This is a genomic window from Mycobacterium sp. 050134 (genome assembly GCF_036409085.1).
Taxonomy (GTDB): Bacteria; Actinomycetota; Actinomycetes; order Mycobacteriales; family Mycobacteriaceae; genus Mycobacterium.
In genome coordinates, this window is record NZ_JAZGLV010000003.1 from 302,738 (window position 1) to 320,068 (window position 17,331).

Annotated in this window: 17 protein-coding genes; 8 read left to right on the plus strand and 9 right to left on the minus strand. The window is 70.6% G+C overall.

Annotated elements, in window-relative coordinates; genetic code table 11:
- Positions 1-33 precede the first annotated feature (33 nt).
- Complete coding sequence (locus tag SKC42_RS05190) at positions 34-1,206, plus strand: DUF6542 domain-containing protein (RefSeq protein ID WP_330963218.1); 1,173 nt, start codon at positions 34-36, stop codon at positions 1,204-1,206.
- On the opposite strand, the gene SKC42_RS05195 is transcribed toward SKC42_RS05190, so the two are convergent.
- Positions 1,203-2,210, minus strand: a complete 1,008-nt coding sequence (locus tag SKC42_RS05195; protein ID WP_330963219.1) for a 4-hydroxy-3-methylbut-2-enyl diphosphate reductase — start codon at positions 2,208-2,210, stop codon at positions 1,203-1,205. The two genes, SKC42_RS05190 and SKC42_RS05195, sit on opposite strands and share 4 nt — an antisense overlap.
- An 89-nt stretch (positions 2,211-2,299) precedes the next feature.
- Here SKC42_RS05195 and SKC42_RS05200 point away from each other — a divergent pair, with 89 nt between their 5' ends.
- From SKC42_RS05200 to SKC42_RS05215, 4 genes are all read left to right on the plus strand, one after another.
- A complete protein-coding gene (locus SKC42_RS05200) occupies positions 2,300-2,878 on the plus strand; it encodes a lipid droplet-associated protein (RefSeq protein WP_330963220.1) in 579 nt (192 codons plus the stop codon).
- The gene (gene xseA / locus SKC42_RS05205) at positions 2,875-4,125 is read left to right on the plus strand and encodes an exodeoxyribonuclease VII large subunit (RefSeq protein ID WP_330963221.1); all 1,251 of its coding nucleotides are present in this window, start codon (positions 2,875-2,877) and stop codon (positions 4,123-4,125) included. The genes SKC42_RS05200 and xseA overlap by 4 nt, the downstream gene beginning before the upstream one ends.
- On the plus strand, positions 4,115-4,351 hold the full coding sequence (locus tag SKC42_RS05210; protein WP_330963222.1) for an exodeoxyribonuclease VII small subunit: 237 nt from the start codon (positions 4,115-4,117) through the stop codon (positions 4,349-4,351). The genes xseA and SKC42_RS05210 overlap by 11 nt, the downstream gene beginning before the upstream one ends.
- A 72-nt stretch (positions 4,352-4,423) precedes the next feature.
- Positions 4,424-5,524 carry a 3-beta-hydroxysteroid dehydrogenase gene (locus tag SKC42_RS05215; protein WP_330963223.1) on the plus strand — a complete coding sequence of 367 codons (1,101 nt, stop codon included), beginning with the start codon at positions 4,424-4,426 and terminating at the stop codon, positions 5,522-5,524.
- Here the strand turns inward: SKC42_RS05215 and SKC42_RS05220 are convergent, their stop codons facing one another.
- From SKC42_RS05220 to SKC42_RS05230, 3 genes are read right to left on the minus strand one after another with little or no spacing between them, the layout of a single operon-like run.
- Positions 5,525-7,060, minus strand: coding sequence for a carboxylesterase/lipase family protein (locus SKC42_RS05220; protein ID WP_330963224.1), 1,536 nt, complete (start codon positions 7,058-7,060; stop codon positions 5,525-5,527).
- A 9-nt stretch (positions 7,061-7,069) separates the two neighbouring features.
- Positions 7,070-7,867, minus strand: a complete 798-nt coding sequence (locus tag SKC42_RS05225) for a dienelactone hydrolase family protein (RefSeq protein ID WP_330963225.1) — start codon at positions 7,865-7,867, stop codon at positions 7,070-7,072.
- A 22-nt stretch (positions 7,868-7,889) separates the two neighbouring features.
- Complete coding sequence (locus SKC42_RS05230; protein ID WP_442931984.1) at positions 7,890-8,579, minus strand: DUF4245 domain-containing protein; 690 nt, start codon at positions 8,577-8,579, stop codon at positions 7,890-7,892.
- Positions 8,580-8,634: 55 nt separating this feature from the next.
- Between SKC42_RS05230 and glpX the strand changes: the two genes are divergently transcribed.
- Genes glpX through SKC42_RS05245 form a run of 3 tightly spaced genes read left to right on the plus strand, consistent with a single transcriptional unit; the run spans position 8,635 to position 12,235 of the window.
- Positions 8,635-9,747 (plus strand): class II fructose-bisphosphatase, encoded by a 1,113-nt coding sequence (glpX, locus tag SKC42_RS05235; protein WP_330963226.1) that lies wholly within the window; start codon positions 8,635-8,637, stop codon positions 9,745-9,747.
- A gap of 26 nt (positions 9,748-9,773) precedes the next feature.
- Entirely contained in the window at positions 9,774-11,198 is a 1,425-nt protein-coding gene (locus SKC42_RS05240) for a class II fumarate hydratase (RefSeq protein ID WP_442931985.1), read from the plus strand.
- Between the two features lie 47 nt (positions 11,199-11,245).
- Entirely contained in the window at positions 11,246-12,235 is a 990-nt protein-coding gene (locus SKC42_RS05245; RefSeq protein ID WP_330963227.1) for a hypothetical protein, read from the plus strand.
- Here the strand turns inward: SKC42_RS05245 and SKC42_RS05250 are convergent.
- From SKC42_RS05250 to glyA, 5 genes are all read right to left on the minus strand, one after another.
- On the minus strand, positions 12,225-12,497 hold the full coding sequence (locus SKC42_RS05250; protein WP_330963290.1) for a hypothetical protein: 273 nt from the start codon (positions 12,495-12,497) through the stop codon (positions 12,225-12,227). The two genes, SKC42_RS05245 and SKC42_RS05250, sit on opposite strands and share 11 nt — an antisense overlap.
- 74 nt (positions 12,498-12,571) lie before the next feature.
- The gene (locus tag SKC42_RS05255) at positions 12,572-13,447 is read right to left on the minus strand and encodes a polysaccharide deacetylase family protein (RefSeq protein WP_330963228.1); all 876 of its coding nucleotides are present in this window, start codon (positions 13,445-13,447) and stop codon (positions 12,572-12,574) included.
- Positions 13,448-13,499: 52 nt separating this feature from the next.
- Positions 13,500-14,801, minus strand: a complete 1,302-nt coding sequence (locus tag SKC42_RS05260) for a PhoH family protein (RefSeq protein WP_330963229.1) — start codon at positions 14,799-14,801, stop codon at positions 13,500-13,502.
- A 239-nt stretch (positions 14,802-15,040) separates the two neighbouring features.
- Positions 15,041-15,868, minus strand: coding sequence for an acyl-ACP desaturase (locus SKC42_RS05265; RefSeq protein ID WP_330963230.1), 828 nt, complete (start codon positions 15,866-15,868; stop codon positions 15,041-15,043).
- Between the two features lie 129 nt (positions 15,869-15,997).
- On the minus strand, positions 15,998-17,278 hold the full coding sequence (gene glyA, locus SKC42_RS05270) for a serine hydroxymethyltransferase (RefSeq protein ID WP_330963288.1): 1,281 nt from the start codon (positions 17,276-17,278) through the stop codon (positions 15,998-16,000).
- Positions 17,279-17,331: the final 53 nt, after the last annotated feature.

The window sequence follows — 17,331 nt, forward strand, 5'->3', positions numbered from 1 at the left end:
GGCCTTTCGGCTCGTAGCCGGTACGGTCTAGATGTGTCAGCACAGCGGGCAAGGTCGGCGGTCGAAGCTTCCCACCGCTCGGTCCACCCAAACATCCCGGGCGTGCCGTGGTGGGCGGCCCTGCTCATCGCCATGGGCGCGACCGTCGTCGGATTCGCGATCGACGCCGGATCCGGCCACAAGGAGCTCACCGACGTCTTCGCCGGCCTCTACATCGCCGGTTGCGTGGCGGCGGTGCTCGCCGTGCGGCAGGACGGCGTGTTCACCGCCGTCATCCAGCCACCCCTGATCCTGTTCTGCGCCGTCCCGGGCGCCTATTGGCTGTTCCACGGACGCAAGATCGGCCACCTCAAGGACCTGCTGATCAACTGCGGGTATCCGCTGATCGAGCGCTTTCCGCTGATGCTGGGTACCGCCGGCGGCGTGCTGCTGATCGGGCTGATCCGGTGGTACTTGGGGATGTCGCACCGGCCCAACGCGGCGACCCCCGAGGAGGGCGCGGAGCCCGCGACCGGCGGGGACATGAAATCCCTCGTCAGCGGCATCGCCGCGAAGCTGCAGGCGATCCTGGGGCGCGGCCCCGAAGCGGGTGACGCCGACGGGGTGACCCCCGCCGACAAACGGCGGGCCCGCACGGCCCGCCGCGCCGCCGAAGCCCGCCAGGCGGCACGCGCCAGGCGATCCGCGGACAGGGCCCACTCGCGCCACGCCCGCCCGCCGCGAGACGACGAGCAGGACTCCCTCGCCGGGCGCCCGCGCCGCGCGGACCGCCGGGGCCAGGCCGGTTCCCGCGACTTCGACCCCACCGACACGCGCCGCCGCCCCCGCCGGCCGAGGCCCGAGGCCGGTGCCGACCCGCGGGGCCAGTCACCCCGGGAACCGCGCCGCGAACCGCGCCAGCGCCGCAGCCCCTACGAGCGACCCGCGCCCCGCAGCAGCCGCTTCGACGGCTACGACCGGTACGACCCGCCGGGCGCACCCGAGCACTTCAACCGCTACGAGCCGTACGAGCCCCACGAGCGTCCGGCCCGCCGCTCCGCACCCAGGGGCACCAACGGGTCGGACCCGACGCACCACCCCATCTCGCAGGTCCGGTACCGCGGGGGCCCGCTCGACGAGGCCGGGGCCGAGCGCCCGGGCCGGTCGCGGGCGTCAGGCCGATCGCGCGGCCGCCCACCCGCGGAAACCTGGGAATACGACGGCTAACCGTCTTTGAGAAGTGACCGAATCTCCCGGGGCAGCGCGAACACCAGCGTCTCCTGGGCCGTCGTCACCGGTTGCACCACGCCGTATCCGCAGTCGGCGAGCCGCTCGAGCACGCCACGCACCAGCACCTCGGGGACGGAAGCACCCGACGTGACTCCCACCGTGGTGACGCCCTCCAGCCAGGCCGGGTCGATGTCGTCAGCCCAGTCGACCAGGTGCGCGGCGCCAGCGCCGGCGCCCAGCGCCACCTCGACCAGCCGCACCGAGTTTGACGAGTTGCGCGAGCCGACCACGATCACCAGCTCGCACTCCGGCGCCATCGCCTTGACGGCCACCTGCCGGTTCTGCGTCGCGTAGCAGATGTCGTCGCTGGGCGGGTCCTGCAGCTTGGGGAACCGCTGGCGCAGCCGCTCGACGATCTCCATGGTCTCGTCGACCGACAGCGTGGTCTGCGACAGCCACACCACCTTGTCCTCGTCGCGGACCGTCACGCGATCCACGGCGGCCACCCCGTCGACCAGCTGCACGTGCTCGGGCGCTTCCCCGGCGGTGCCGACGACCTCCTCGTGGCCCTCGTGGCCGACCAGCAGGATGTCGTAGTCGTTCCGCGCGAATCGCCTGGCCTCGTTGTGCACCTTGGTCACCAAGGGGCAGGTGGCGTCGATGGTGCGCAGATTGCGTTCGGCCGCCGCCGCGTACACCGTGGGCGCCACGCCGTGCGCGGAAAACACCACGATGGCGCCCTCGGGAACCTGGTCGGTCTCCTCGACGAACACCGCGCCGGCTTTCTGCAGGGTTTCCACCACGTGCCGGTTGTGGACGATCTCGTGGCGCACGTAGACGGGGGCGCCGTGCTTTTCCAGTGCGCGTTCGACGGTCTCGACGGCCCGGTCGACGCCCGCGCAGTAGCCGCGCGGTTCCGCCAGGAGCACTCGTTTGCCGGTGGGGTCGTCGGCTACCGACCTGGACGCACCGGGAATCCCCACATCAACAGTCGGCGGCATGCCGTCCAGGGTACTTACCGGCGACACGGGCCCGCCAGCTCGCGCGGGCGGGGTTGGCGTTAGCGGCGGCTTAAGGCAATCTTGGTCCCATGGCAACTGCACCGTATGGAGTTCGGCTGCTGGTCGGCGCGGCGACAGTCGCCGTAGAGGAGACCATGAAGCTGCCGAAAACCATCCTGATGTACCCCATGACTTTGGCGAGTCAGGCGGCGCACCTGGTGATGCTCTTTCAGCAGAACCTGGCGGAGCTGGTGATCAAGGGCGACAGCACGCTGGAGAACATCTTTCCGCCCAAGGACGAACAGCCGGAGTGGGCCACCTTCGACGAGGACCTGCCCGAGTCCGAGATCCCGGCGGCGATCCCCGCGGCCGAGGACGGCGACCGGCTGACCGAGGGCCGGTTCGCCCTGTACTCGGTTGCGGACGCGGCCGAGGCGTCGGCCACTCCCCCCAAGCGGTCCACCAAGCCGGCGCCGGCCGTCCCCGCACCGCAGGTGGTCGACGAGCTCGACTACGCGACGCTGACGCTGGCGCAGTTGCGGGCCCGGCTGCAATCGCTGAGCGTCGACGACCTGGAAGCCCTGCTGGCCTACGAGCAGGCCACCAAGGCGCGCGCGCCGTTCCAGACGCTGCTGGCCAACAGGATCACCCGCGCGAACGCGAAGTGACCCGAGCGGCGAATTCCGAGGCCAATTCCGCCGAGAACCCGTTTCCGGTGCGCGCGGTGGCGATCCGGGTGGCGAGCTGGATCGACAAGCTCGGCACGGTGTGGGTCGAGGGGCAGCTGGCCCAGATCAACATCCGGCCCGACTCCAAAACGGTCTTCATGGTGCTGCGCGACCCGGCCGCCGACATGTCGCTGACCGTCACCTGCCCGCGTGACCTGGTGCTCGGCGCGCCGGTGAAACTGGTCGAGGGCACCCAGGTGGTGGTGTGTGGCAAGCCCTCGTTCTATACCGGTCGGGGCACATTCTCGTTGCGGCTCAGCGAGATTCGCGCCGTTGGCGTCGGTGAGCTGCTGGCGCGCATCGATCGGCTGCGCCGCCTGCTGGACGCCGAGGGCCTCTTCGACGCCCGGCTCAAGCGGCCCATCCCCTTCCTGCCCAACATGATCGGGCTGATCACCGGCAGGGCGAGCGCCGCTGAGCACGACGTGCGGACGGTGGCGGGGGCCCGCTGGCCGGCCGTGCGGTTCGCGGTGCGCAACACCGCGGTCCAGGGACCGAACGCCGTCGCGCAGATCGTGGAGGCGCTGCGCGAACTCGACGGCCACGCCGACGTCGACGTGATCGTGGTGGCCCGCGGCGGTGGCAGCGTGGAGGACCTGCTGCCGTTCTCCGACGAGACGCTCTGCCGCGCCATCGCGGCGTGCCGCACGCCTGTGGTGAGCGCGGTCGGCCACGAGCCCGACAACCCGCTGTGCGACCTGGTCGCCGACCTGCGGGCCGCCACTCCCACCGACGCGGCGAAGAAGGTGGTACCCGACACCGCCGCCGAACAGCGGCTGGTCGACGACCTGCGCCGGCGCAGCGCCCGGGCGCTGCGCAGCTGGGTCGCCCGCGAACAGCGCGCGCTGGACCAGGTACGCAGCCGGCCCGTCCTCGCGGAGCCGCTGACGGCGCTGGCGGCGCGCTCCGACGAAATTCACCGGGCCCGCACGGCCGTGCGCCGTGACATCACCCGCCTGGTCGCGGGCGAAACCGAGCGGGTCGGTCACCTGGGCGCGCGGCTGGCCACCCTGGGCCCCGCGGCCACCCTGGCCCGCGGTTACGCCGTCGTCCAGGCGGTTCCCGACGGGGCGACAGCAGCCGTGCTGCGGTCGGTCGAGGACGCCCCGGCGGGCACGCGCCTGCGCGTGCGGGTGGCCGACGGCGCAATAGCGGCGACGAGCGAAGGACGCACCGATGGCCCGTAAGGACGACGACGCGGTTACGCCCATTAGTCAGCTGGGCTACGAGGCGTGCCGCGACGAGCTGATGGAGGTCGTCGCGCTCCTCGAGCAGGGCGGCCTGGACCTCGACGCGTCGCTGCGGCTCTGGGAACGGGGCGAACAGCTCGCCAAAAGGTGCGAGGAGCACTTAGCTGGCGCGCGCAAGCGGATCGAGGACGCGCTGGCCTCGGGGCGCGCCGACGACGCCTGATCCGCGCCGTTTCGCGAAACCGGCCACCCGGGGCATTGTCAAACTGGAACACGTTTCAGTTATGCTTCGCCGATGGGTGATCCAGCACTGACATCCGAACCCGGCCACGCCCTGGTCACCGGCGGCTCGGGATTCGTCGGCGCCAACCTGGTGACCACCCTGCTCGACCGGGGCTACCGGGTGCGCTCCTTCGACCGCGCCCCCTCCCCGCTGGCCGAGCACCCGCGGCTGGAGGTGCTGCAGGGCGACATCACCGACGCGTCGACCTGCGCCGCCGCGGTGGACGGCGTCGACACGATCTTTCACACCGCGGCGGTCATCGACCTGATGGGCGGCGCGTCGGTGACCGACGAATACCGTCAGCGCAGCTTCGCCGTCAACGTGGGCGGCACCCAGAACCTGGTGCACGCCGGGCAGGCCGCCGGGGTGCAGCGGTTCATCTACACCTCGTCCAACAGCGTGGTGATGGGCGGGCAGAACATCGCCGGCGGCGACGAGACCCTGCCCTACACCGACCGGTTCAACGACCTCTACACCGAAACGAAGGTCGTCGCCGAGCGATTCGTGTTGTCCGAGAACGGCTCCGGAAATGGGGGGGCCGGAATGCTCACGTGCGCGATCCGGCCCAGCGGCATCTGGGGCCGGGGCGATCAGACCATGTTCCGCAAGCTGTTCGAGAGCGTCATCGCCGGCCACGTGAAGGTGCTGATCGGCCGCGAGTCGGCGCGGCTCGACAACTCCTACGTGCACAACCTGGTGCACGGCTTCATCCTGGCCGCGCAGCATCTGGTGCCAGGCGGCGCGGCGCCCGGCCAGGCGTACTTCATCAACGACGCCGAGCCCATCAACATGTTCGAGTTCGCCCGGCCCGTGGTGGAGGCGTGCGGGGAGCGCTGGCCGCGGGTGCGGGTCAACGGCCCCATGGTGCGCGCGGCCATGTCGGGCTGGCAGCGCCTGCACTTCCGGTTCGGCATCCCCGCACCGCTGCTCGAGCCGCTCGCGGTCGAGCGGCTGTACCTGGACAACTACTTCTCGGTCGCCAAGGCGTCCCGCGACCTCGGTTACCGCCCGCTGTTCACCACCGAACAGGCCCTCTGCGAGTGCCTGCCGTACTACGTGGACATGTTCCACCGGATGAAGAAGCAGGCGCAGCAGGCCAGCAGCGCCGGTTAGCTACCGGAAGCCCACCATCTCGCTGCCCCACGCGGCGCGGATGTGCGCGTCGACGTCACGCGCCACGGTGTCGCGCTTGTTGACGAGCAGGCAGGCCCGGCCGGCGGGACGGTAGGGCGCCCAGTCCGGCTCGCCGGGCGGGCCCTCGGGGTCGCCGCGCGTCGCGAAGTTGATCCACCGCGTGCGCAGGCGCTTGGACACGGCCCGGGCCGTCTTGGCGCCGCCGAGCTTGAGCGTCGGGTCCTTGGGCCCGCCGAGATTGCCCCACACGTACGGCAATTCGGTGGCGTGGGCGGCATTGACCAGCAGCAGCCGAAGCAGCGGGGTGGCGTAATCGAACCGGTAGAGATGCACGGGCGCCACCCGGGAATGGCCCTCGGCCAGCCACACCGACGGCATGCGGAACCCGACGTCGGTCGCGATGTTCAAACTCCTCGCGCGGCGCCGGAATCGCGAGTACGCCGACCCCATCTGCTCCTCGGTGGGCAACTGCAGGTCGGGTTGTTCGGCGGCGATCTGGTCGAACATCGACGTGATCGCCCGCGGCGTGATCGGCACCAGAGGCGACCTCATCAGCCGGAAGAGCGCCGCCTCGTGCTTGTTGGTGCCGACGATCAGCGGGATGGGTAGCGAACGGCCCTCCTGAGCCACCTTGACCGGGTAATCGTCCAGCAGTTCGCCGTCGACGATCGGGACGAACGCCAGGATGCCCGGGTTGCGCACGGGCACCTCGTCGAAGACTTCCTGGGACGCCGCGAGGAGCACCGCGGTGGGCACGCCGAGCAGACTGTCGACGTCGGACGGCGCGACGTCGAGCCGGTCCATGATGGCTTCGGCGACGCGCCGCGCCCTACCCCGGTCGTACACCGATGTCGCCGGCGAGCTCTGGGCGATCGCGCGGGCGAACAGGCCGTCGGCAGCCGGGCTGGCCAGCAGCGTCGTGACGATCCCCGCGCCGGCGGACTCCCCGAACAGCGTGACCTGGTGCGGGTCGCCACCGAACGCCGCGATGTTGTCGCGCACCCAGCGCAGCGCCGCCAGCACGTCGCGCAGCCCGACGTTGGAGTCGAACCGACCCTTGAACGACGACAGGTCCATGAAGCCGAGCGCCCCGACGCGGTAGTTGACGGTCACGACGACGACCTCGCCGCCGCCGGCCAGCCGGCGCCCGTCGTAGAGGGCCTGGCTGCTGGAGCCCAGCACGTAGGCGCCGCCGTGCAGCCACACCATCACCGGCTTGCCGTCGCCGGGCCGGGTGCCGGGCGAGGCCCAGACGTTCAGCCGCAGGCAGTCCTCGCCCTGCGGCGCCCCGAGGTCCAGCGGCATGTTGGGAAAGACCGGCTGCGGGCAGACCGGCCCGTAGCGGGTGGCGTCGGCGACCTTGGTCCATCGCGCCGGCGGCTGGGGCGCGCGGAAACGCAGGTCACCGACGGGCGCCGCCGCATACCGGACGCCCTTCCAGGCCCGGGCCGGGCCCAGGTCGATTCCGCGGACCGGGCCGTGGGCGGTCTCGACCACCAGGTCGTCGATCACCATGCCGGTCCCCTAGGCGAGGCGCTCAGTGAGGAACTCGACGACCCGCTTGCGCGCCTCGTACGCCGGGTGGCCGTCGACCTCGCGAACCTCGCTCGTCAGGACCGAGTGCGCGCCCCTGCCGAAGCCACCCGAGTTGCCGGGGCCGGAATCGATCTCGATCACCTCGAAGGCGTCGCCGAGCCGCTGCTTGAGCGTGGCGAACCGTTCCGCGGGCGCCGTCTTGTCCTCGCTGAACCGCAGCCCCATGGCGCACAGCCCGTCGTTGGCGCAGCGCTCGGCGACGGTGGCCAGCTCGGCTTCGCTCAGACCGGCGTCGCGGCGCCGGGCGGCACCCAGCGGCAGCGGCACCGACGGCTGGCTGAGGACCGGGGCCAGCACGCTGTCGTCGACGGCGGCGGCCAGCGCGAAGCCGCCGGTGAAGCACTGGCCGATCACGCCCACGCCCTTGCCCGGCGTCGACGCGTTGAGGTCGCGGGCCAGCGCCCGCAGGAACATCGCCACCGGCCGCTGCTTGTTGGTGGCGAACGCGGCGAATTCCCGCGCCACACACGCCCGCGCGAGGCTGGCCGCGATGGAACCGGTGGTCTTGGCCCTGCCCGGCTCGCCGAACAGCGACGGCATCGCGACGGTGAACCCGTTGTCGACGAGGTGGTTACCGAGCGCCAGCACGCCGGGATGGATGCCGGGTATCTCCGGGATCAGCACCACACCCGGCCCGGCACCCTTGCGATAGACGTCGTGGGTGTAGCCACCGCCGGTGAACGGCGCCACCGACCATCCGGAAAGGTCTGCCTCGGGTGCGGTCACGCTCTGCCTTCCTTCGAACCCGTCAGCGCGCGGGAAGCGGCGGCTGCGATTGGGTAGCCGCCGCCAGCGTACGGAATTGGTCGGCGTTTCCGGCGCCGGTGATCGCGAGCTGGGTGGCGCCCGCCGGCCCGGCGAGCCGGGTCGTCCACACCGGTTCGGCGTCCGCGCCGCTCTGGCCGCCGCCCTGATAGACGACCCAGTTGGTGCCGTCGACCTGCACCGCCCCGGTCGGATACGCCGACGGATGGATGGAGCCCACCAGCTTGTCCTCGTCGGCATTGCTCTGAGTCAGGCTCAGGTACATGCCGGTCGGGCTGATGAATCCCACGACCGAGGTGGCCGCGTTGAGCCGCTGACCCGTCGCCGGATCGGTTCGCCCGCTCTGGATGAACCCGCGGCTGCCCGAGTTGGCCCGCCAACCGGCGGGCAACTGCGGTTGCCGGATCGGGAAGCCCAGCGCCTGGGCGTCGGCGCGCAGGGCCCCCGCCGCGTCGTACGCCGGGATGGGGACCTTGTTGGCACTGCCCGGCTGGAAGGAGCACATGCCGACCAGGCCGGCCAGCAGGATGCAGGCGATCACCAGGGGCGCCAGCGACCAGAACATATCGCGGCCGTCCTGCAGCAGGCGAGGTTTGGCGGGCTTCGGCGCGGGCGCCGGCTCCGCGGCTACCTGGGCTTGCGAGCTGCCATTCGGCTCCGACTCCGGGGTCACCCCCCGAGTATCCCAGTTCTCCGGCAACGATCCGCTTCTGGGACAATCACCAACCATGACAGCTGAGGGCACCCGCTCGTCTGGACCCGGTTCCGCGTCCCATTCGGAGCAGGACGCCAGCGCGGGCGGAGGCCCGCCCAAGGGGCGGGGGCGGGGCGAGGCCCCGGACCGCAACCTGGCCCTCGAGCTGGTGCGGGTCACCGAGGCCGGCGCCATGGCCGCCGGCCGCTGGGTGGGCCGCGGCGACAAGGAGGGCGGCGACGGCGCGGCCGTCGACGCGATGCGCGAGCTGGTCAACTCGGTCTCGATGCGCGGCGTGGTGGTCATCGGCGAGGGCGAGAAGGACAACGCCCCGATGCTCTACAACGGCGAGGAGGTCGGCAACGGCGACGGCCCGGAGTGCGACTTCGCCGTCGACCCCGTCGACGGCACCACCCTGATGAGCAAGGGCATGCCCAACGCCATCTCGGTGCTGGCGGTGGCCGAGCGCGGCGCCATGTTCGACCCGTCCGCGGTCTTCTACATGAACAAGATCGCCGTCGGGCCCGATTCCGCCGACGTGCTGGACATCACCGCCCCGATCGCCGAGAACATCCGGGCGGTCGCCAAGGCGAAGAACCTGTCGGTGCGCGACATGACGGTCTGCATCCTGGACCGGCCCCGGCACGCGCAACTGATCGAGGACGTCCGGGCGACCGGGGCCCGCATCCGGCTGATCACTGACGGCGACGTCGCCGGAGCGATCTCGGCGTGCCGGTACCTGTCGGGCACCGACATGCTGGCCGGCATCGGCGGCACCCCGGAGGGCATCATCGCCGCGGCCGCGATCCGCTGCATGGGCGGGGCGATCCAGGCGCAACTGGCGCCCAAGGACGACGCGGAGCGCCAGAAGGCCATCGACGCCGGCCACGACGTCGACCGGGTGCTGACCACCGAGGACCTGGTGTCCGGGGAGAACGTGTTCTTCTGCGCCACCGGCGTGACCAACGGCGACCTGCTCAAGGGCGTGCAGTACTACCCCGGCGGCTGCACCACGCAGTCGATCGTCATGCGCTCGAAGTCGGGCACCGTCCGCATGATCGAGGCGTACCACCGGCTCTCGAAGCTCAACGAATACTCGTCCATCGATTTCACCGGCGACAGCACCGCCGCCTATCCCCTGCCCTGACCGACGAGCAAAGAGGATTGCCACCTATGGCCGATAGCGCCCTGCAAGACAACGCAGACACCGAGTACCGCATCGAGCACGACACCATGGGCGAGGTCCGTGTCCCGGCAAAAGCCTTGTGGCGGGCGCAGACTCAGCGCGCGGTGGAGAACTTTCCGATCTCCGGGCGCGGGCTGGAGCGCACCCAGATCCGGGCGCTGGGCCTGCTCAAGGGCGCGTGCGCGCAGGTGAACAAGGACTTGGGCCTGCTGGCGCCGGAGAAGGCCGACGCCATCATCGCCGCCGCGGCCGAGATCGCCGACGGCCAACACGACGACCAGTTCCCCATCGACGTGTTCCAGACCGGTTCGGGGACCAGCTCGAACATGAACACCAACGAGGTGATCGCGTCGATCGCGGCGGCCAACGGGGTCACGGTGCACCCCAACGACGACGTCAACATGTCGCAGTCGTCCAACGACACCTTCCCCACCGCCACCCACATCGCGGCCACCGAGGCCGCGGTCCGCCACCTCATCCCGGCGCTGGAGGTGCTGCACGACGCTCTGGCCGGCAAGGCCCGCGAGTGGCACACGGTGGTCAAGTCGGGCCGCACCCACCTGATGGACGCCGTCCCGGTGACGCTCGGCCAGGAGTTCAGCGGGTACGCCCGGCAGATCGAGGCCGGCATCGAGCGGGTCCGGGCCACGCTGCCGCGGCTGGGCGAACTGGCGATCGGCGGCACCGCCGTCGGCACCGGTCTCAACGCGCCCGACGGGTTCGGTGCCCGGGTGGTCGAAACCCTGATCGCCTCGACGGGCCTGAACGAACTGCGGCCGGCGAAGAACTCCTTCGAGGCGCAGGCGAACCGCGACGGGCTGGTCGAGGCCTCCGGCGCGCTGCGCACCATCGCGGTGTCGCTGACCAAGATCGCCAACGACATCCGCTGGATGGGATCGGGCCCGCTGACCGGCCTGGCCGAGATCCGGCTTCCCGACCTCCAGCCGGGCAGCTCCATCATGCCCGGCAAGGTCAATCCTGTTCTGCCGGAGGCGGTTACGCAGGTCGCCGCGCAGGTGATCGGCAACGACGCGGCGGTCGCCGTCGGCGGCCTGTCGGGCGCCTTCGAGCTCAACGTCTACATCCCGATGATGGCCCGCAACATCCTCGAGTCGTTCAAGCTGTTGAGCAACGTCTCGAGGCTGTTCGCGGAGCGCTGCATCGTCGGGCTGGCCGCCAACGTCGAGCACCTGCGCGAGCTGGCCGAGTCGTCGCCGTCGATCGTGACGCCGCTGAACTCGGCCATCGGCTACGAGGAGGCCGCGGCGGTCGCCAAGCAGGCCCTCAAGGAGCGCAAGACGATCCGCCAGACCGTCATCGACCGCGGCCTGATCGGTGACAAGCTGTCCGAGGAGGAGCTGGACCGCCGCCTCGATGTCTTGGCGATGGCGAAAGTCAAGCCGGAAGACTAGAAACGACGGCGACGGCCAACGAGACGAAGAGTAAGGGCGGTTCAGCGATGACGGCTCCTCCCGGGGGTCCCTACGGTCAGGATCCCTACGGGTCGAACCCCTATGGGCAGGGGTCCTATTGGGGCGGCCAGCCGCAGGGCGGCTCCTACCCGTATCCACCGCCCGGCGGGCCGTACCCCAATCCGCAGGGAGGTACGGACCCCTACGCCGCGGGCGGTTACGCGCCACCGCCCGGCCAGCACTACCCACCGCCCGGCCAGCAGTACCCGCCGCCCGGCCAGGTTCCGCCGGGCTGGCCGGGCGGGCCGTACCCGCCGGGACCGCCGCCGCGCGGTCCCGGCTCCAAACTGCCCTGGCTTATCCTGGCGGGTGTCGCCGTCGTGGGCGTCATCGCGTTGGTGGTGATCCTGGTCATCGGGCTCAGCAGCGGGAACAAGTCGACCAAGGCCTCCCCCACTCCGTCGAGCGCACCGACGTCGCAGCCGAGCAACTCGATGCAGACGGCGACAGGTTGCACGCCGAACGTGTCGGGCGGCGACAAGCCGACGGGCGACACGATCAGCGCGGGCAAGCTCTCCTTCCCGGCCAGCGCGACGCCGGGGTGGGCGGGCTTCACGGATGACCAGAGCCCCAACCTGATCGGGGCGGTCGGAGTCGGCCAAGAAGTGCCGGGCGCCAACCAGTGGATGATGCAGGCCGAGGTCGCGGTCACCAACTTTGTCACCAGCATGGACGTCGGAGCCCAGGCGTCCAAGCTGATGGACTGCGTGGCCAGCGGCCCGGGTTACGCCAACGCGTCGCCCACCCTGGGGCCGACGAAGACGTCGTCGACCACCGTCGACGGAGTCAAGGCCGCCCGCGTCGACGCCGACATCTCGATCGCCGACCCCGCCCGAAACGTGAAGGGCGACTCCGTCACCATCATCGCGGTGGACACCAAGCCGGTCACCGTCTTCATGGGCGCCACCCCGATCGGCGACGCGGGTTCGGCCGGCATCATCGGCAAGGTGATCGCGGCGCTCAAGGTCACGAAGTAGCCGGTCCGGTCGGCGCACAGACGTGGGTCAGTTCCGACCGGCCGCGCAGCACGGTGGAATAGCGCTCGGTCCAGTGCGCGCGCTCCGACTCGCTGGCGCGGTCGATCGCCGCGCCGAGCGGCCCCAGCAGCAGCACCACGATCACGTTGCGCGCCGGGAAGGCGACCGCCGCGTGCCTTCCGAGTGGAATCAGAATGGCCGACGCGTCGAGCAGGCCGATAACGTAGGCCAGGGCGAGGTCAATGCCGTAGCGAATCGCCAACCGGCGGGCGGACTTTCGGTGCCCGGGACCCAGGTCTTCCGGCCACCGCGGGACCCGAGGCCTGCGCCCGCCCACTAGGCGCCGTTGTTCGGTCCGCCCGAGTTCTGGCCCGGGATGTCGGTGATCGGGAAGTTCGGCATCGGCTTCGGCGAGGGTGTGTTCGGCAGCGTGGGGATCTGGTCGGCCGGGAGGTCGTGCAACCCGTTGGCGGGCGGCCCGTTCTCGCGGCTGCCGTAACTGCTGCCGGGTGCCCGCGGGCCCAGCAGCTCGCTGACCGTCACCAGGCGGTAGCCGTTGGCCTTGAGTACGGGAATGAACTGGTACACCAGATCGACGGTGCTGGAATAGGTGTCGTGGAACAGCACCACCGAGCCGGGTTTGATGTAGGTCATCAGCATGTATCGCGTGGCCGCCGTGTTGGAGTCGTTCGCCCAGTCGAACGGGATGACGTCCCAGAGGATCTCGGCGAGGCCGAAGCGGGCTGCGGTCTGCCGGACCGCGTCGTTGGACAGGCCGCCGGCGGGGCGGTAGAGGTTCGGGGTGCGGCCGGTCGCGGCCGCGATGGCGTCGTTAGCGCGGGAGAACTGGCCGGCGATGTCGTCGGGCGGGATCGTCGCCATGTTGGGGTGCTCCCACGTGTGGCTGCCGATCTCCATCCCGGCGTCGGCGACCTCTTTGGCACCGGCGGGGTTCGCCGCCACCTTGTTGCCGATCTCGAAGAAGGTGGCCTTGGCGTCGTTGTCCTTGAGGATCTGCAGCAGCCGCCCGTCGAACGGGCTGGGCCCGTCGTCGAAGGTCAGGGCGACGCACTTGGTGACCGAGCAGCTCAGGCTGTCGGCGCGCGTCACGTGGCCGGTGAGACCGCCGACCACCAGCACCGCCGCGGCCGCGACCACACCGGCCACGGTGCGCCAGTAGCGCCAGGCCTGGGTGTCGGGTCGTTTCGGCACGCTGGAAGCCTACCCGCGCATCGGGGGTGCACTCACGCGCCGAGTGCCGGGGTCAGTGCGGTCCGGCGATCTCCTCGAGCATCTCGGTGACCAGCGCGGCGATCGGTGAGCGCTCGCTGCGCAGCAGCGTGATGTGGGCGAACAGCGGGTGGCCCTTGAGTTTCTCGATCACCGCGGCCACGCCGTCGTGGCGCCCGACCCGCAGGTTGTCGCGCTGCGCGATGTCGTGGGTCAACACCACCCGCGAGCCCGTTCCCAGCCGGGACAGCACGGTTAGCAGCACGTTGCGCTCCAGCGACTGCGCCTCGTCGACGATGACGAACGAATCGTGCAGGGAGCGGCCCCGGATGTGGGTCAGCGGCAGCACCTCGAGCATGCCGCGCGAGAGCACCTCCTCCAGTACGGCCGGGCTGGCCAGGCCCTCAAGGGTGTCGAACACCGCCTGCGCCCAGGGGCCCATCTTCTCGCTCTCACTGCCCGGCAGGTAGCCCAATTCCTGGCCACCCACGGCGTACAGCGGACGGAACACCACCACCTTGCGCTGGGTCCGGCGTTCCAGCACCGCCTCCAGACCCGCGCACAGGGCCAGCGCCGACTTGCCGGTGCCGGCCTTGCCGCCCAACGACACGATGCCCACCGATTCGTCGAGCAGCAGGTCGAGAGCGACGCGCTGCTCGGCGGAACGACCGCGCAGCCCGAACACCTCGCGGTCGCCACGCACCAGCTGGACGCGCTTGTCCGCGTTGACCCGGCCCAGCGCGTGGGAGCTGCCACCAAGCAGCCGAATCCCGGTGTGGCACGGGAGGTCTCGCGCCTCGACCAGATCGATCTCGCCCTCGGCAAACAAGGCGTCGATGTCCTCGGTGGCGGTCTCGATCTCGCGCATTCCCGACCATCCGGACGCCACGACGTCCTGCGCGTGGTACTCGTCGGCGGCCAGACCCACGGCGGCGGCCTTCACGCGCAGCGGAATGTCCTTGCTGACCAACGTGACCCGCTTACCCTCGGCGGCGAGGTTGGCGGCGCAGCTGAGGATCCGGCAGTCGTTGTTATCGCCGCGGAAGCCGGCGGGCAGGACCGCGGGGTCGGTGTGATTGAGCTCGACGTGCAGCGTCCCGCCTTGTGCCCCAACGGGAATCGGCTGGTCCAACCGTCCGTGCTCGAGCCGGAGATCGTCGAACAGCCGCAGCGCCTGGCGGGCGAACCACCCCAACTCGTGGTGGTGGCGTTTGGCCTCCAATTCGCTGATCACCACCAGCGGAACCACCACCTCGTGCTCGGCGAACCGGCTGCACGCCCACGGATCGGACAGCAGCACGGACGTATCGATCACGTAAGTCCGGATTTCGGTCACGTAGCGCTCCTCGAGCGGGATGAGCCCGCGCGGACCCGCACGGGCATGTCGGCGGGAACCGCGGCACCAGGACCGGGGCCGGTCCTGCCCTTCTCGTGACGGGAGGTGCCGCCCTGGCAGCAGAGCTTGTCGCTGGCCATCGAGACTGACGCTACTCCCGTCGCGGCGTGCGCGCCGCGCAGGCGCGCCGAGGTCAGCCGGGCGAGGGTGTGAGAGGCGCGACGCGCGCGCGGGCCGAGCTAGCCGACGACGAACCGCTTGAGCGCGGGCTCGTCGGCCACTCCCCACTCCCTGATGCGGTCGGAGATGGCCTGCCGAAGGTCCGCCTCACCGAAGATGCCGGCGTCGGCCACGTTCTGCACCTTGTCCGTGTACTCGTCGATGTCGGCGCCGACAACCTGAAGGTCGGCCGCGCGGGCGGCGATGGCCGCGATCGTCTCGTCGCGGGTGTAGTCGAGGCAGTGCGCGACGAGGTTCGAGAAGAACAATTCGTGGCGCGCCTCGTCCCGCGCAATCCGGTCGATGAGCCCGGCCAGCACCGGCTCCTCGATCTGGGCGGCCAGGTTCTGGCAGAAGACGCCCTGCGTGCGCTCGGTCAGCGCCATGTACACCAGGGTTTCGACCTGCGTGTATTGGTCTGCGCGGTAACCCTTGATCACATACCGAACCCGAGCCTCTTCGTTCGCGGTCGGGTCGACCTCGCGGGTGACCACCAGGTACTCCCGCAGCGCGATGGCGTGCAGGTGTTCCTCGGCGGTCCACCGGCCCAACCAGCGACCCCACCAGTCCTCGAGGATGAAGTGCTCGACGAGCTCGCGGTGATGGCCGGCGAGGTTGTCCTTGAGCAGGAGCAGGATCTCGCAGGCGTCGGTGATGGGCCGGGGCAGCGTGGCCTGGGACGGCTCCCAGTCCCGCCCGCCGAGAAAGGCGAAGTTCTCGCCCCGGTCGAACGGAACGTAGTCGTGGGCGAACCAGAGATCCTCGGTGTTGAGGTGGCGGTCCATGTTGACCTCGCACACCGGCTCGAGTTCCAGGGTCAGCGCGTTAGGGACAGGTTTCTGTGCCATGCGGTTACTGTAACCCGCGTTCACAGGTGTTGTGAAATTTCCTGCCCGTGTCGGGACGAAGTGGTGACTTTGGTCCTTTCGCAGGCTCTTTCGGGTTCCGCTCGCCGGCCCGCGCCGCGAAAACGCGGCCTACCGGTCGACCAGGGTCCACTCCTCGAGGCCCTCGTACAGCGGAAACTCCCGGGCCAGGCGGATGACCCGCTCGCGGAGCGCGGGCAGGTCCGCGCTCGCGCCGCCCACCAGCGCCGTGGCGATGATGTCGGCGACCTCGGCGAATTCCGCGTCGCCGAAGCCGCGGGTCGCCAGCGCGGGGGTGCCCACCCGCAGGCCCGACGTCACCATCGGCGGACGGGGGTCGTTGGGCACGGCATTGCGGTTGACCGTGATGCCGATCTCGTGGAGCAGGTCCTCGGCGGCCTTACCGTCCAGCGGGGAGTCGCGCAGGTCCACCAGCACCAGGTGGACATCGGTGCCGCCGCTGACCACCGACACACCGGCCTTGGCGACGTCGGAGGCCAGCAGCCGCTCGGCGATGAGGCGGGCGCCCGACAGCGTGCGGCGCTGGCGGTCGGCGAACTCGGGCGTCGTGGCGATCTTGAGCGCGACCGCCTTGCCGGCGATGACGTGCATGAGCGGGCCGCCCTGCTGCCCGGGGAACACCGCCGAGTTGATCGCCTTGGCGTATTCCTGCTTGCCCAGGATCATCCCGGACCGGGCGCCGCCGAGGGTCTTGTGCACGGTTGTGGAGACCACGTCGGCGTGCGGCACCGGCGACGGATGCAGACCTACCGCCACCAGGCCCGCGAAGTGGGCCATGTCGACCCACAGCTTGGCGTCGACCTCGTCGGCGATGGACCGGAACGCCGCGAAGTCGAGGATCCTCGGATAGGCCGACCAGCCCGCGATGATCACCTTGGGGCGCAGCTCAAGCGCCCTGCCCCGCACCACGTCCATGTCCACCAGGTGTGTCTTCGGGTCCACGCCGTAGAAGCCGGCCTGGTACAGCCTGCCTGAGAAGTTCAGCTTCATCCCGTGGGTCAGGTGGCCGCCGTTGGCCAGGTCCAGGCCCAGCAGGTGCTCGCCCGGGCTCATCAGCGCGTGCAGCACCGCGGCGTTGGCCTGGGCACCCGCATGCGGCTGCACGTTGGCGAATTCGGCGCCGAACAGCGCCTTGGCCCGGTCGCGCGCGATGTTCTCCACCACGTCCACGTACTCGCAGCCGCCGTAATAGCGCCGCCCGGGCAGTCCCTCGGCGTACTTGTTGGTCAGCACGCTGCCCTGGGCCTGCAGCACCGAGCGCGGGACGAAGTTCTCCGAGGCGATCATCTCCAGGGTGTCGCGCTGGCGGCCGAGCTCCTTGCCCAGCAGCTCGGCGATATCGGGGTCGACCTCGGCCAGCGGGGCGGACATCACGGACGCGCTTCGGGGGGCGGCGGTGCGGGCATCAGGTGCGGCGGTCACGG

Bases quoted from the DNA above. Each gene is read 5' to 3' on its own strand.
- SKC42_RS05195 (WP_330963219.1), bottom strand. From the start codon at position 2,210: ATGCCGCCGACTGTTGATGTGGGGATTCCCGGTGCGTCCAGGTCGGTA.
- SKC42_RS05200 (WP_330963220.1), top strand. From the start codon at position 2,300: ATGGCAACTGCACCGTATGGAGTTCGGCTGCTGGTCGGCGCGGCGACA.
- SKC42_RS05210 (WP_330963222.1), top strand. From the start codon at position 4,115: ATGGCCCGTAAGGACGACGACGCGGTTACGCCCATTAGTCAGCTGGGC.
- SKC42_RS05215 (WP_330963223.1), top strand. From the start codon at position 4,424: ATGGGTGATCCAGCACTGACATCCGAACCCGGCCACGCCCTGGTCACC.
- SKC42_RS05220 (WP_330963224.1), bottom strand. From the start codon at position 7,060: ATGGTGATCGACGACCTGGTGGTCGAGACCGCCCACGGCCCGGTCCGC.
- glpX (WP_330963226.1), top strand. From the start codon at position 8,635: ATGACAGCTGAGGGCACCCGCTCGTCTGGACCCGGTTCCGCGTCCCAT.
- SKC42_RS05240 (WP_442931985.1), top strand. From the start codon at position 9,774: ATGGCCGATAGCGCCCTGCAAGACAACGCAGACACCGAGTACCGCATC.
- SKC42_RS05245 (WP_330963227.1), top strand. From the start codon at position 11,246: ATGACGGCTCCTCCCGGGGGTCCCTACGGTCAGGATCCCTACGGGTCG.
- SKC42_RS05265 (WP_330963230.1), bottom strand. From the start codon at position 15,868: ATGGCACAGAAACCTGTCCCTAACGCGCTGACCCTGGAACTCGAGCCG.
- glyA (WP_330963288.1), bottom strand. From the start codon at position 17,278: ATGTCCGCCCCGCTGGCCGAGGTCGACCCCGATATCGCCGAGCTGCTG.